The 14,595-nt window shown below is 62.9% G+C and carries 11 protein-coding genes; all 11 read right to left on the bottom strand.

All coding sequences use genetic code 11. The features are described from left to right. Nucleotides 1–191: 191 nt before the first annotated feature. Complete coding sequence (locus GYM67_RS02165) at nucleotides 192–935, bottom strand: polyprenol monophosphomannose synthase (protein ID WP_220236918.1); 744 nt, start codon at nucleotides 933–935, stop codon at nucleotides 192–194. An 8-nt stretch (nucleotides 936–943) separates the two neighbouring features. Beyond that, nucleotides 944–2,305, bottom strand: a complete 1,362-nt coding sequence (locus GYM67_RS02160) for an NADH:flavin oxidoreductase/NADH oxidase (protein ID WP_220236917.1) — start codon at nucleotides 2,303–2,305, stop codon at nucleotides 944–946. Nucleotides 2,306–2,393: 88 nt separating this feature from the next. Then, complete coding sequence (locus GYM67_RS02155) at nucleotides 2,394–4,679, bottom strand: transglycosylase domain-containing protein (protein WP_258561552.1); 2,286 nt, start codon at nucleotides 4,677–4,679, stop codon at nucleotides 2,394–2,396. 41 nt (nucleotides 4,680–4,720) lie between these two features. Further along, nucleotides 4,721–5,440: a Crp/Fnr family transcriptional regulator gene (locus tag GYM67_RS02150; protein ID WP_220236916.1), complete on the bottom strand. Its 720-nt coding sequence runs from the start codon at nucleotides 5,438–5,440 to the stop codon at nucleotides 4,721–4,723. A 112-nt stretch (nucleotides 5,441–5,552) separates the two neighbouring features. Next, nucleotides 5,553–6,800, bottom strand: a complete 1,248-nt coding sequence (locus GYM67_RS02145) for a lipoate--protein ligase family protein (RefSeq protein ID WP_220236915.1) — start codon at nucleotides 6,798–6,800, stop codon at nucleotides 5,553–5,555. Continuing rightward, nucleotides 6,782–7,723 (bottom strand): TM2 domain-containing protein, encoded by a 942-nt coding sequence (locus tag GYM67_RS02140; protein ID WP_258561551.1) that lies wholly within the window; start codon nucleotides 7,721–7,723, stop codon nucleotides 6,782–6,784. Before GYM67_RS02140 ends, GYM67_RS02145 begins: the two co-directional genes overlap by 19 nt. Nucleotides 7,724–7,753: 30 nt before the next feature. Continuing rightward, on the bottom strand, nucleotides 7,754–8,797 hold the full coding sequence (locus tag GYM67_RS02135; RefSeq protein WP_220236914.1) for a 3-isopropylmalate dehydrogenase: 1,044 nt from the start codon (nucleotides 8,795–8,797) through the stop codon (nucleotides 7,754–7,756). A gap of 66 nt (nucleotides 8,798–8,863) precedes the next feature. Then, the gene (locus GYM67_RS02130) at nucleotides 8,864–11,287 is read right to left on the bottom strand and encodes a S9 family peptidase (RefSeq protein ID WP_220236913.1); all 2,424 of its coding nucleotides are present in this window, start codon (nucleotides 11,285–11,287) and stop codon (nucleotides 8,864–8,866) included. Between the two features lie 7 nt (nucleotides 11,288–11,294). Next, nucleotides 11,295–12,485, bottom strand: a complete 1,191-nt coding sequence (locus tag GYM67_RS02125; protein WP_220236912.1) for an App1 family protein — start codon at nucleotides 12,483–12,485, stop codon at nucleotides 11,295–11,297. Between the two features lie 10 nt (nucleotides 12,486–12,495). Continuing rightward, entirely contained in the window at nucleotides 12,496–12,909 is a 414-nt protein-coding gene (gcvH, locus tag GYM67_RS02120) for a glycine cleavage system protein GcvH (protein WP_220236911.1), read from the bottom strand. Between the two features lie 39 nt (nucleotides 12,910–12,948). After that, entirely contained in the window at nucleotides 12,949–14,547 is a 1,599-nt protein-coding gene (locus GYM67_RS02115; RefSeq protein ID WP_220236910.1) for a L,D-transpeptidase family protein, read from the bottom strand. Between the last annotated feature and the right edge of the window lie 48 nt (nucleotides 14,548–14,595).

Here is a 14,595-nt window from a genome sequence, read left to right as displayed (position 1 = left end):
GGACTATGGTCGCCGCCACAAAGCAGGGTCGTAAAATCGACATTCCTTCGACGCTTGGACCACTCTTAGACACATCTGAGGCCCGCCTGAGCTCTTGCAGGAATCCCTTTTTCAAAGCGTAATTCGTACTCGAAGACTTCAACAAGCCCTGCAAGGTCGCTTATGAAAACGAACACAAATGCGAGCCAATGTCATTTTCGGCGGGTCAACCGTTCAAGTCCCCACAGGGTCACCTGGGCCATGGCCTCCAGCACGATCCCGGCATCCATCTTCGAGCTGCCGCGAACCCGCTCCACGAAGACTATAGGCACTTCGACGACGCTAACGCCCACGGCCTGGACTCGACGCAGCATATCCACCTGGAAGACGTATCCACTGGAGCGAACCCTTCCCAGATCGATCCGCTTCAACACGTCCGCTCGGTAGACCCGCAGGCCGGCGGTCATGTCCCTTACCGAGGAACCCAGGGCGGTGCGGGCATACCAGGATCCCGCACGCGAGATCAGATCCCGATACCAGGGCCAATGTCGAGTGCGACCTCCGCGCACCCGGCGCGAGCCGATGACCAGGCCCGGATGTGCATGACCTTGCGCCACAGCCAACATACTCGACAGATCCTGGGGCCGATGGGAACCGTCCATGTCCATCTCGCAAATCAGGTCATAGCCCTGATCCAACGACCAACGGAACCCCTGCACGTAGGCTGGGCCCAGCCCGCGGCGGGCATGCCGATGGATGACGTGCACGCGAGGATTGCGCTTGGCCATATCCTCGGCCAAGGCGCCGGTGCCGTCCGGCGAGTTGTCGTCGACGACCAGGACATCGACCTCGGGGCAGCAGTCCAAGAGCTGAGGAAGGGTAACCCCAATGTTGTCAGCCTCCTGATAGGTGGGCATGACCACAATGGTCCCTGCTCCGCCACGAACAACTCCCATGGCCGCTCTCAGCGTGCGATGCCATAGGCCCCGCGCCGGTAAGGCTCAGGGTAGGGGGTCTGCTCGGCAGACAGCCCCAGCTTGTAGGCAGCCCTGAGCGGCCAGTAGGGGTCGCGCAGGCTGGCTCGACCGATCTCGACCGCATCGGCCAGGCCCTTGCGCACAATCCGATCAGCCTGCCGGGGCTTGGTGATCAGCCCCACCGCCGTGGTGGGAATCAGCACCTGGCTGCGCACCTGGTAGGAGAAGGGCACCTGGTAGTTGGGAGCGGCCGGAATCTTCACGCCTGGCACCAGACCCCCGGTGGAAACGTCAATCAGGTCCACCCCATGCAGTTTGAGCACTTTGGCAGTGCGTATGGTCTCGTCCAGACCCCATCCCCCAGTGGCCCAGTCGGTGGCGGACATGCGCACCAGCAGGGGCATGCCCGAGGGAATGACCTCGCGTACAGCATCGGTCACTTGGATCAGCAGGCGCATTCTGTTGGACAGGTCGCCCCCGTACTCGTCACTGCGTCGGTTGATCAGGGGGTCGAGGAATTGGGAGAGCAGGTAGCCGTGGGCGGCATGCAACTCCACTCCCAGGAAGCCGGCCTGAACGGCTCGCACAGCAGCGGAGCGGAAGTCGGCCACGATGGAGGCTATCTGAGCCCGCGAGAGCTGGACCGGGACCGCCATCCTCCCAAAGGCGATGGGGCTGGGGCCCACAGGCTGCCAGCCACCCTCGGCTACCGGCACGGTGGCGTTGATGTAGCCCATGGAGGAGCAGCCGGAGGAACCCTTGCGACCCGAGTGGTTGAGCTGGACGATGGGCACTGCTCCAGCGGCCTTGACATCCCGGACAATGCCCTGCCAGGCCCTGGTCTGCTCGTCGTTCCACAGTCCGACATCGCAAGGCGAGATCCGCCCCTGGGGGTCCACGGCCGTGGCCTCCCCAATGACGGCTCCGAAGCCGCCCAGGGCCCGGGACACATAGTGCTGGTAGTGGAAGTTGGTGGGAACCCCGTCGTGCCGCAGGGCCGAATAGGTGTCCATTGGCGGCATCCAGATCCTGTTGCGGATGTGCTGGTCGCGCAGTTCCATGGGCCGGAAGAGCGCAGGCAGGTCCTTCTCCTGCCTTCTGCCTGATTTTGATTTCCCAGCCTTTCTTACTCTTTTGTCTTTCTTGCCCTTCTTGGCTGATTTGATTGGCTTGGCAGCCTTGCCTGCCTTTTTCTTTCCATCGGCGGCACCCGGCTCAAAGGGCCGGATCGGTTTGGACACATCCAGCCTGCCAGAGCCGCTCACCGGCCCCGGCATCGCCTGATCCTCCTTGACCCGGCTGTCGGCCCGAGGGGCCTTGTCATCCAGCTCTGGATATTCCTGGACCATCAGTTCCTGCCTCTCTCGGCGGGCGGCCACACTCCTCGTGGTCCGCCCGTTGACGAATCCCTCATGGTCTCCATTGTAGGCACAGGCCCTAGTCCTCCGGCGAATCCACCGTCTGCGACTGGTCCTGACTGGTCCCCTGGTTGCCTTGCTGTCCTCCTTGGCTGTGACGGTAGGTCTGCCGCTGTCTGCCCGAGGACCGTTGCTGGGACTGCTGAGATGGTTGAGGCTGCTGGACCCCGCCGGTGAACCGAGGATCGGGATTGCCATAGGAGTTGTCCGGCTGGATATTGGCTGCGGCCAGATAGGTGTTCATGAAGTCCTTCCAGGCCGGGGTGGCGATATACATGCCGTACCAGGTGTGCATGGACCGCCCGTTGATGGTCCTGTTGGTGAAGGAGACCTGGCCCTCCGCATTGCCCACGGTGACGAAGGCGGCCACCTGGGGCACGAATCCGCCGGTCAGCATGTACTTGTCCTCGTGGGTGCCGGTCTTGGCGAAAGTCTTGCGCCCCCCGTCCAGCTGGGTCGTGGACGCCTCGCCCCCGGGCTGGACAACGCCCTGGTTGAGTGCATAGGCGGCCGTCTCGGCGATGCCCGGATCGATGGCCTGGTGGCAGTTTGCCTTGGGCACCTTGACGGACTTACCGTTCTTGTCGATCACCTTGGTCATGGCTATGGGGCTGCAGGCCACTCCCTTGGCGGCGATGGTGGCGTAGACGTTGGCCATGGTCAGCGGGGAGGCCTGGACCGCACCGATGACCATAGGCGGCTGGAAGGTGTTGTCCGAGTGGATGTCCATCTGATCTTTGGGCGAATTGTGGTAGCCCATGTCCTTGGCCGTGTCGGCTATGGTGCACAGACCGATCTGCTGGGCCATGGAGGCCTGGGTGGTGTTGTGCGAGCGTACCAGACCCTGCAGGGGTGTCTCCGGCGATGTGGTGCCGCCGCCAGAGTTCTCCACATGCCAGCTGCCGGTGCCGAACCCGTAGGGGGTGCCGTCCGCCATCTTGCAGGCGAAGGAGGTCTGCGGATAGCTGGTGGAGGTGCGCAGGGACTGGTTGATGGACTTGCCGGCCTTCATCCAGGACACCAGGTTGATGGGCTTCCAGGTGGATCCCACAGGGAAACCCCAGCCGCCGCCGTCGACCTGATCAACGGCGTAGTTGATGGCCGTGCGTGTGCCGCCGCCCGAGTTCTGGGTGGCATCATAAATCCGGTTGATGCCGAAGCCCAGGACCTCGCCGGTGCCCGGACGAATGGAGGCTATCGTGACCTCGAAGCCGCTTCGATCATCCACGGGGATGGTGTCCCGGGCCGCCTTCATGGCTGCGGCGTTGGCGTTGACGTCCATGGTGGTGTAGATGTCCAGGCCGCCCTCCTTCAGGAGCTTGTTGCGCTCATCCTGGCTCTTGCCGAACTCCTTGGAGTTGAGGATCTGCTTGGTCACGTAATCGCAGAAGAAGGCTGCGTCTCCAGCCGCCTGGCAGCCGGCATCGACCGACTGCACGTGAAGCATCTGGTCCAGAGGCTTGGCCTTGTTCTCGTCATACTGGCGCTGGGTGATGTAGTTCTCCTGGCGCATCAGGTCCAGGACGATGTCCCGCTGCTCCTGGGAGACCTTGACATTGACGGTAGGGTCGAAGCGGGCGGGATTCTTGGTCACGGCGGCGATGGTGGCAGCTTCACCCGGATCCAGGTCCTTGGCCGACTTGCTGAAGTAGCGCCTGGCCGCCGACTCGACCCCGTAAACGTTGGTGCCGAACTGAGCTATATTCAAATATCCTTGAAGAATCTCGGCCTTGGAGTATTTCTTCTCCATCTGGACCGCAATCAGCATCTCCCGCATCTTGCGGGCTATGGTCTCTTCCTGGGCGTGGTACTCGGCGATGGGGTCGTTGTTTTCCTCGGCCTGGCTCATGAGCACATTCTTGACATACTGCTGGGTTAGGGAGGATCCGCCCTGGGTGTCGCCCTGTTTGATGTAAGTCTGGATGAAAGCCCTGAGCACGCCCTGGGTGTCCACGCCGGCATGCTCGAAGAAACGACGGTCCTCGCGGGCCACCACGGCCTTCTGCATGTAGTCAGAGACGTCCTTGATGGGCACCACGATCCTGTTCTGCGCATAGAAGGTGGCGATGACCGTATGCCCGTCGGAGGCGTAGAGCCTGGACTGCTGGGGCAAATCGTTCACGTTGAAGTCGATGTTGTCCGTCTTCAGGGCAGGCATCAGATTCCTGGAGGCGGCGTTGATGCCGAAGACAGCGGGAAACAGGAAACCAGAGACTACCACGCCACCTGCGACGCAGAAGATGAGGTAAGCCAGCAGTAGCGTGAAGAAGCGCCTGACCGACATGGATTTCTTTTGTTCGGGCATGGTCTCCATCCTAGGCCGTTGGCTCTACCTAACAGTGGCGCTCACATGCGTGAGCGTCGAATCAGCGGCCCGGGCTGGAAAATGATGATGGTGCGGCCCTTGCGAGAGATCCATCCCCGGTTGGAGAAGTCCATCAGGGCCTTGTTGACGGTCTCGCGCGAGGCACCTACCAGCTGGGCCAGCTCCTCCTGAGTCAGGTCATAAGGAACCATCAACCCCTGCTCGAAGGGTTCGCCGAAGCGTGTGGCCAGATCCAGCAGGGTCTTGGCCAGGCGGGCCGGCACGTCCAGGAAGACCAGGTCGGAGATGCGCTCGTTGTCGGTCCGCAGGCGGTGGGCCAGCACCTGAAGCATGTCCACAGCCACCTTGGGATGCTGGTTGAGCCAGTCAAAGAGGGCGTCATGGTCCAGGGCAGCCACCTTGGTCTTGTTGACCATGACCACGGCCGATGCGGTACGAGGCCCGCCTGAAGGGTCAAAGACGGGAATCTCGCCCAGGATCTCCCCGCGTCCGTGGATGCTGAGCAGCTGGATGCGGCGGTCGGGCGACTGCCGGACCAGCTTGACCCGGCCCTCCTCCAGCAGATACATGCGGTGGTCTGTGTCGCCCTGTCGAAAGATCGTGGACCCCTTGGCGTAAGTGGACTCGTGCATGGTGTCCAAAAGCTGGTCGGCATCCTGCCTGGGAACTTGTTTGAATAGGGCGGTCTGCCTGAGGGCGTTCCCGTCATCGGGAATCTCGTTGGGCTTGTGAACCGCCATACTCCGCACTCCTTTTCGCCATATTTGGCGGGTCTGCACCGACTGGTTGATGACCTCACGCCGGATTCGACGCGACTGAGCACGATTATACTCACACATCAACCCCCTCCGATCACGCGATCTGGGCGGTCCACTCCTGACGGCCGTAGCGCTGCCGGAGCAGAGTGCGGGCCCGTTGCTCGACCTCAGGCGCTGGACTGGATATGCGCAGATCCGCCACCAGGGAGGGCAGGGTGTTCAGAAGGGCATTGATCAGGGATTGACGGGACAGACTGGTCTGCCTGTCGATGGGGTCCACCCGGCTTCTGACCGAAGTCACGGCCTTGTCATGGAATTTTTCCGGGTCCACCTTGAGCACCTGGGCCATCAGATCGGCATCCGCCGAATAAGAAAGCGTGGTGTGGTGGAGCAGCCCGCCCGGTCCGCGGGAACCTGCTGGCAGCCTGCGCTGGGCGGCGCCCCCCATCTTGCCCCTTGAGGAGGCGATGTCGTTCATACCCTGCCAGCCGGCCTGGATCCCTTGCATGCGCAGACCACGAACCAGCCAATAGTCGCAGATCCGGTAGGAGTCGATCAGATCGACCCCTTTGACGAAGTCCAAGGGCAGATAGAGCGAATAGGTGATGGCCCGGTCAGGCTGAATGACCATGGTGCCACCGCCTGTGCAGCGACGGACCACGGTAAAGCCCAAACTATGCGCCCGCTCGACGCGAACCTCCCGGCTCAGGGACTGGAAGCGCCCCAGGATGACCGCCGACGCAGACCAATTCCAGATGCGTAGGGTAGGCGGCAACCGGCCCTGGGCCACGGCGTCATTGAGAGCCTGGTCCATGGCCATCTGCATGGCCGGCTGACGTGGACGGTCCCTTATCAGGTCCAGCTTCAAGCCAGACCAACGATGGCGGCATTCCGCCTCATCCGGCTGCGACTGCAGGGAGGAGGTCCGATCCGGCGGTGACGGCAGTTGATCGGACTCGCCTTGCCCCCGAATGACTAATCCATCCGGCAGGGCGCGCTCCAACGCAATCACCAAGGTCCATGGCGACACGCCGACTACTCGTTGGCCATCCCCTTCTGCCATGACCCTGTCCAGCCTTTCCAGAGCCAGACCATGGTCCAAGGGCAACGGGAGGTCGCATATTGCGGATTCCAGCATGGATACCGGCCCATGATCTCCCTCGGATTCTTGAGAGGCTGCCGGGGCTGGCTCCGTGAAGAAGTCGCCGTCAATCCTGCATGAGGCGATGAACGGACGAGAGTCGGATCCCCGGCCCAAGGTCAGGGTTACGGCCGCCAGTTTGCCGCTCGTCTGCTTGCCGACACCACGCAGACGAGCCGGATTCAATCCGTCAGCTCCCATCCGCGAGCGTCACGATGCCAGAAGGAGCCGGCCGAGGATGTCAGAATCAGGATGCCTTCGATAAGTCCCCAGATTATGGCGATGGTCGGTCCAATGAAGAAGAAGAGGAAGCCGATCAGGGTGAGCATGAGCTGGGCCACGCCCCGGCCGGTCCTGCCCAGGTAGAAGTTGCCCACGCCGAAGCAGCCCAGGAAGATGCTGAGCAGACCGGCTGCCAGCTTGCTGTGCGGGGTGGGCGATATGGGATAGGGGCCCCTGCCGTTGGACATAACACCGGGGTAACCGCCTTGGGGCATGCCCGGGTAGGGCCAGGGCATGGAGGTCTGCGGCGGATACTGCCTGCCAGGATACTGATTGCCCGGATGCCCACCCTGGGGGTATTGGCCAGCTGGGTACTGGCCGGGATAGCCCGGTCCGGGCTGATAGGGCCTTTGTGGATTCTGACCGCCAAGATACTGCCCGCCAGGATACCAGCCACCGGAATACTGCCCAGCAGGATATTGCTGACCAGCTGGATAACCGGCGGTCGGATACTGATTAGGCCGGTAGGGCCCTGCCTGGTAGGCCCCAGGATATTGGCCGCAATTCTGAGGGGCAAACGGGTATCCGGCACTGTCTCTCTGCCCCGTCGGATACCCGCCATAGGGGTTCTGTCCGGAGGGATACCGACCGGTCTGATAGGGATTCTGATTCCCGCTGCCAGCATTATGGCCGGCGGTATAGCCCGGAGCCTGTCGCTGCCCCTCGACTGCGTCTGAACCGGACTGGTCCGGCTGCGCTGCTCCGACAGGGGCATCCCCACCGGCAGGCCCCCGGTGTTCGGGCGGTACCTGCGGGAATGGAGAGGGGCCGAAGCCAGGATTCCCTGTCGGCGTATCACTGGACTGCCGGTTGTCCGGCTGGGGGGCGTCATCCATAGTCATGCCCCCCAGTCTAGCCGCCAACCAGCCCGATCATAGACGGGCCAGAATATCCCTGCCGATCTGCTCGGTGCTCCTCTGGGCGGAGCCGGAGCGCTCGATGTCGTCCTCCACGGCCCGCTCAATGCTGGCCGCCTCGTCCTCGAAGCCCAGATGATTCAGGAGCATTCCCGCCGAAAGAATGGCCGCCGTAGGGTTGGCAATCCCCTTGCCGGCGATGTCAGGAGCGGACCCGTGGATGGGCTCGAACATGGATGGGTAGGTGCCCGAGGCATTGATGCAGCCGGAGGCCGAGTAACCCACGCCTCCTACCACAGCTCCCGCCTCGTCCGTAAGGATGTCGCCGAAGAGGTTGTCGGTCACGATCACGTCGAAGCGACTGGGCTCGGTCACCATGAATATGGTGGAGGCATCGATGTGCAGGTATTCTCGCTCCACATCGGGGTACTCCTGGCCCACCTGGTCGACCAGCCGCTGCCACATGTCTCCCGCATTGGTCAGTACGTTCTTCTTGTGGACCAGGGTCAGGCGGCGGCGACGCTTCATGGCCAGCTGAAAGGCGTAGCGGATGACCCGTTCCGCCCCGTAAGCAGTGTTGATGGAGACCTCGGTGGCCACCTCCTGGGGAGTGCCCCGGCGAATGGAGCCGCCGGCCCCGGCGTAGAGCCCCTCGGTGCCCTCCCGCACGACCACGAAGTCGATGTTGCCCGGATTGGCCAGGGGCGACACCACGCCCTTGTAGAGCTTGGAAGGCCGAAGATTGACATACTGGTCCAGTTCGAAACGCATTTTGAGCAGCAGCCCCCGTTCCAGGATGCCGGCCTTGATGCGGGGGTCGCCGATGGCCCCCAGGAGGATGGCATCCTGCCGCTTGAGCCGGTCCAGATCCTCATCGGGCAGAATGGCTCCATCGCGCAGGTATCGCTCAGCGCCCAGGTCGAAGTCCTCGTAGCGTATGTCAACCTTGCCCCGGGTAACCTTTTCCAAGACGGCCTGAGCTTGGGGAACGATCTCTTTGCCGATGCCGTCACCGGCAATGACTGCAATGTTATATGTTTTCTGCTTGCTATTTGTCATACTGCGAGCATAACGAGCCAGCCAAGCCCCTTTCACGACCCCGACCGAATCCCGGACAGACTAGAATCAGCGGCTTTCGGGGACCATGATGGACAGGCACCAGGCGTTCTCGAAGGCCAGTTCCTCCCACTGCCGGTAGCGTCCGCTGATGCCCCCGTGGCCTGCCTGGGCCTCGATCCTAATCAGAGCATCGGCACCTACCTGCGGCTCCTGCAACCTGGCAACCCACTTGAGCGGCTCCACGTAGAGCACACGGGTGTCGTTCATGGATGTGGTCGCCAGGATGGCAGGGAAGTGGTCGCTGTTGAAGAGCCGGAGCCTGCTATCGGCGTCAGGAACGTTCTCATAGGGCGAGTAGGAGCGCATATACCGGTAGACCTGCTGGTCATGCAGAGGGTCTCCCCACTCGTCCCATTCAGTCACGGTCAGCGGCAGATTCGGGTCCAGGATGCTGGTCAGCGCGTCCACGAAGGGCACATCCGCCTCGATGCCGGCATAGAGCTGGGGAGCCATATTGGCCACGGCCCCCATCAATAGCCCGCCGGCCGAACCGCCGTTGGCCACGGTATGACGGGGATCCGCCCAGCCCTGAGCCTGCAGTGCGGCGGTCACGTCGATGAAGTCCAGGAAGGTATTGACCTTGTGCAGCCGACGGCCCTGCTCGTACCAAGCGCGGCCCATCTCCCCGCCGCCACGCACATGGGGGACGGCGTAGAGCACGCCTCTGTCAAGCAGGCTGAGCCTGCCTGTGGAGAAACCAGGGTCCTGGCTGATCTCGTAGGCTCCATACCCGGTGATGAACATGGGAGAAGGCTTGTCCTGATCCTGGTCCGGCCAGGGACGGCGTTCAGGATGGTCGGGGGCCTGAATGACCGTGTCATCAAGACCAGTCCTCCCGCAGGCATCCAACGCCGGATGCATGCCTCGCCGCCAGACCAGGGAGACCGGCACCAGGGCCCCATCCCTGACACGGACCAGAATTCGACGCTCGGCGTAGCGCTCCGGCCGGAAGTCGCCCAGCACCCTGGCCCGCTTGAGCAACCGATCCACGCCCCGGACCGGATCCAGCTCCCGCAGCTCGGCGGGGGTCCCATAGCTGCCCCGGATGTAGCGCAGCCCAGGAGCCTTGTAGGAGGGATTGTCCGTGGGTCCTATGCTGTAGAGACGGTCGATGCCGTCCCTGGCCTGGTCGGGCAGAACCTCGCGGAAGCGCCAGGGTCGGCCCGCCCGCAGATCCTCCAGCGCCTGGTCCTTGGCGATAACGGCTATGTGGGGCATGCTGTCGGCCCGGTAGGTCAGGACCACGAAGCTGCGGTGGATGCCCAGCCCCTCGATGCCTAGCCCGCGAGCGCCTTGGAGGATGGCCGGATTGCCTGGATCCCGATAGGGCTTCTCTGGCGGCAGGGAGGCTAGGTCTCCGGAGCGCTCGCAGCCATAGGGGCTGCCCTGGGCCAGCCGCACCCCTTCTCCCAGCCGAAATGGCGGACGATGGCTGCGCAGATCGATAAGATCCACCTCAAAGTTGGGGTTTTTCACATTGTGATAGACCACAGCCACCGGCAGGTCCTCCCCCGCGGGACCGGCATTTTCGAACCGGGCCAGGCTGATGTCGTACTCGATTCCCTCCTTGCGGGGGATCAGGGGCACAAATTCGCCCTGCGGATCCTTCAGGTCCAGCATGAGCACCTCGCTGGTGATCTTGGACCCGGTGGCAATCAGCACGGCGGATTCGTCGTAACTCAGGCCCAGCCCCACCCAGAAGCGCTCATCATCCTCCTGATAGACCATGACATCCTGATCGGCCGAAGTGCCCACCTTATGCCGCCAAACCGTGTCCGGACGCCAGGCCTTGTCCAGGCCGGTGTAGAAGACCCAGTGGCCGTCGGGGGTCAGCACTGCCCCTGAGGAGACCTGGTCGATTCGATCAGGTAGGTCTCGGCCTTGACATAGATCACGAATGCGCAGGTCGTAGCGCTCATTGCCCCTGGTGTCCAGTCCATAGAGCATCCAACGGCCGTCGGCGCTCAGGTCCAGACATCCTAGAGAGAAAAAGTCATGCCCCTTGGCCTCGGCATTGGCGTCGAAGATGACCTCCTCGCCAGGCATGGATCCAGGTGCTGCATCGGCCTGGACGGCAGGAGGGTCCCAGTCATGCTGGTCGCGCACCGGCAGGCGGCACTGCACCCCATACTCCTGGCCCTTGAGCGTCCGGGAGAAGTACCAATAACCATGCATCCGAGTGGGTACCGACATGTCGGTCTGCTGTACCCGGTCGGTGAACTCCTTAAGCAGGGTGGCCCGCAAACCCTCCTGGCCGGCAAGCCGTTCCTGGCAGTAGCGATTCTGGTCGCGCACGTAGGCCTTGGTGGCAGGATCCTCCCGGTTGCGCATCCACTCGTAAGGATCCTCGAAGCGATCCCCATGAAAGCATCGATCAGCAGGACGGCGTTCCGCACGAGGAGGGGCGGGGTTGACGGCCGAAAAACTCATGGGGCGATTATATTCGGGCGCGGCGACGCAGATAAGGCAGCAGGGTCCGCATCAGATTGGCGCCCGTGGTCCCGTAGAAGACAGGCACCTCCGTCACGGGCACCGGCTGTGTGGCAGTGCGCTTGACCAAGGTTCCCAGCCCGGTCTCCTGGGGGCTCAACTGACGGATGCCGATGGCCAGGACCCGGCCCGGATACTGCCGTACCACCTGAGCGAAGGTGGAGGGATCGCTCTGGCCGTCGTCGCCCATGAGCACGAAGCGCATCTTGGGAAAGTCGGCCATGAGCTGGCGGATGAACTCCATCTTGTGCTGCACGATGGAGGGCACGAAGGTCTTGGGCCTGGGATCCAGATCCCGTAGCAGCAGAGGCCCGGCAGGAAAACCATGATCGCGGATGAATCCGCGTATGGATCCCTCCACATTCCAGGGCGAGGCCGACAGGTAGAAGAAAGGCATCCGGGGGTCCAGATCGCGGATGCGGTTGTAGAGCACGGCCATGCCCGGCACCGAGGACCGGCGGTGCGGATTCGAAAGGAGCAGGTTCCAGGCAGCCTTCCAATGATTGGGCACCTGGCTGATCATGATGGTGTCGTCCACGTCAGATATGACGCCGACAGGAGTCTGACCGGGCACGATGTAGAGCGGCGCATCGATGGGCCGGCGGCCCCGTACCTGGTAGGAGACACGGTGCACGCCTGGGACCAGACCATGCTCGGCCACCAGATCCAGATAGCCCGATCGGTCCGAGAAGACCGCATCCGCGCTCAGGCTGCGGGCGGGATCGACAGCATCGTAGACCGAGGAGTCACCCACCTGGACCCTCCCGATGGCAGTGCTGTCGATGGCCAGACTGACCCTGGTCCTGGGCGCAGGTACGGTCAGCAGGCCACGGATGCCCCGAATGGCCGGATCCCCGCGTCTGCGGCCGTCAGTCAGAATGGTGCGGCAGATCAGCCGGGAATATGATTCGGTGCCGTAGCCCACATAGGGCTGAACGTCGGGCGACCAGCCCAGGCGGCCGGTCATATTGATGGACAGCCCCACCCAGAGGTCGAAAGCGCCAGTAATCAGGCGACGCAGCAGACGCACCGGAGCTGGTCTGCTCTCGATGCCCTCACCGGGCGCGGCCGAATCGAAGGTAGTGCTGACCGATCGGACCCGCAGAGGCCCTTCATTGCGGCCGGATCGCCTGGTCATCACCGGACCGTCAGTTCAGGCTCTTCAGCAGCTGACCGTACTCCTCGGCGCTCATCAGATCGGGCTCATCGTCCTCCAGATCGATCTTGACTATCCAGCCTTCCCCATAGGGGTCGGAGTTGATGACCTCCGGATCGTCCGAGGCCGCCCTGTTGACGTAGGCGATGGTGCCCGCCACCGGGCAGACCACCGGCTCAACAGCCTTGGAGGACTCCAGCTCGATGACCTCATCACCGGCATCGACGTGGGTGCCGGTCTCGGGCAGGTCCAGAAAAACCAGGTCTCCCAGCTGATCCGCCGCATACTCGGTCACACCCATGGGCGCCGGGGACTGGCTGGGGTCGATCCAGACGTGATCCTGGGAATACCGCAGATGGTCGGGCACATCCAGACGGGAAGTTCCATCACTGTGTTCATCGCTCATGGTTCCAGCCTACTCGGCCGTCTGCCACGGCAGGTGCTCCTAGCGGGCCGGACCCGACGGAACCTGACCCTCCACCTTGACCATGGTCCCGATGGGGGCGTTGTCAAAGATCCACTTGGCGTCCTGCTCATACATGTTGATGCAGCCGTGGGATCCGTATTGGGCAGGGTCGCCCTTGGCAATGCCGGCAGAGTTCCAGCTAGCCGTGTGGAAGCCCTCGCTGCCGTTGTAGTAGGAGACCCATTTGACATTGGGGGTGACGTAACCCTCCCCGCGCATGGTCTGGACCGCGTAGCGCACATTGATGAAGAAGGTGCCGGTGTCGGACCATTTCCCGTCATGGGGCTTGCCTGAGCATATGGGGAAGGTCTTGACCTGGGTGGTGCCGTGGTAGGCAGTAGCGGTCTGGTCGCTGAGGTTGACCTGAATCCAGATGTCGCCGTCGGGTACGTCGTAGCGGGCCACCCGGGTCTGCTCCTTGTGAGGCGTGATCTCGGCGCTCGCCTGCACTGGTTTCGTGTCGCCCTCTTCCAGGGCCTTGACGACCAAGTCCGCCGTGGCGGACACATCCGTAACCCGGACACCGTCCACTCCCTTGGTGGTCTCGGCGACCACATCGCCCTTGGTGTTCTTGACGTTGACGGCGGTGACCATATCCCGGTCGAGCTGCCGGGCCAGTTCCTGGTCCAGATACTGCTTGATGGCCTGCCGATCGAAGCCAAGCTCCATGGTCCCCCTGTCCAGATCGGTGACCGGCTTGACCCAGGTGGCCACCGTGGCGGCCGGGACGGTCATGAGGTCATCATCAGCACCCTTGATGACCAGGTCCTTGGCCAGTCGTTGGTTGGCCTGGGAGGCCACCTGATTGGCGGTGTCCAGACTGATGGGCATGGTCACATCCTTATAGACCACGCCTACGGCCAGACGCCTGCCGGGCTTGTCTATCAAAGATGAGACGGCATCCTGCACGCGGCCCAGCTCAGGCGCCTTACCCCCGCGACCCTCTTGGGGCCGGAAGGCGTGTGCGCCTTGGTCAAAGACGATGGTGGAGGGAATGGAGCGATCCTGGCGGGGAATGAAACGTTCGGTCAGATACCTGTCCATGGCCAGCTGATCCCGCTCGGCCACCAGCGGCACCGCCTCGCCATGGAAGGGATTCAGCCGGGAGAGGCCTGCAGAGCCCTTGGCATTCATAATCTTGGTGACCGTGGCATCCGAATCCACGCTTACGCCCAGGTCCTTCAGCCCTGCCCGGGCTGAGGTGCCTTCGCCCTTGAGTTCCACCTGGGAGTCACGAACCTGCCGATCGACGATCTGCCTGACCTGGTCCTTGGTCCGACCCATCATGGCCTGTCCACCCAGGGTGACGCCGGGGGCCACCCGATCGCGGAAAAAGGCACGGACGCCGAACCAGCACCCCACCAGAATCAGCACAGTCAGAAGAAGCAGGGCCAGGATGTTGCGTCCTCGATGGCCACTCGAAGGAGACCTGTGGGCAGCACCTGCGCCGAAAGCCCGATCTGCTTCTTCGTCGGCGAACAGGTCTACAGGGTCGGACCCCTCCCCGGTCGCCAGCGGCATGGTCACAGTTTCGGCCTGGTTGACATCCGAGATACGAGGCTCTTCTTGCCTCTCCATGGCCATAACACACCTTTCGCTGCTGACAGTTCCTTGGAGTATCTTACG

Origin of the sequence: Bifidobacterium asteroides (assembly GCF_019469425.1) — a bacterium.
GTDB classification, from domain to species: domain Bacteria; phylum Actinomycetota; class Actinomycetes; order Actinomycetales; family Bifidobacteriaceae; genus Bombiscardovia; species Bombiscardovia asteroides_I.
The sequence above is the reverse complement of the archived record's forward strand: the minus strand, read 5'-3'. Positions and strand labels throughout refer to the sequence as shown.